Annotated in this window: 1 pseudogene; it reads right to left on the bottom strand. The window is 63.3% G+C overall.

Features of this window, described 5'->3' with window-relative positions:
* Window positions 1–90: 90 nt before the first annotated feature.
* Window positions 91–330: pseudogene (locus QP415_RS11090) on the bottom strand (hypothetical protein); the annotation flags it as partial.

Raw genomic sequence — 330 nt, 5'->3', positions numbered from 1 at the left:
GGTCCATTGTGCCCGACGGGAGGCACGGGTGCTTGCGACCTACGACTAGGCCGGGGCAACCTCACGTGACCTCGTGCGGTACGCGCATGGTCATTCTGAGCGCTCCTGATCCCTCTCTGTGCCCTTCTCGAAGAGGCGCACGAGGAGGGCGCACAGGAACGCAAGCATGCCGAACGGGGCGACGAAGAGCAGCGCGGAGAGGAAGGCCAAGTTTATGGCGACTGCGGGCGGGTTACCGTCCGGATCAAAAAAGCTGGCAAGCCAGGCCAACGGCGGCAGGTACAACATACTTCCGGTGAGGACGAAACCCAGGATGACGCAGACGCGCAC

The sequence above is a fragment of the Pauljensenia sp. UMB3104 genome (genome assembly GCF_030217285.1).
GTDB lineage: Bacteria > Actinomycetota > Actinomycetes > Actinomycetales > Actinomycetaceae > Pauljensenia.
The sequence above is the reverse complement of the archived record's forward strand: the minus strand, read 5'-3'. Positions and strand labels throughout refer to the sequence as shown.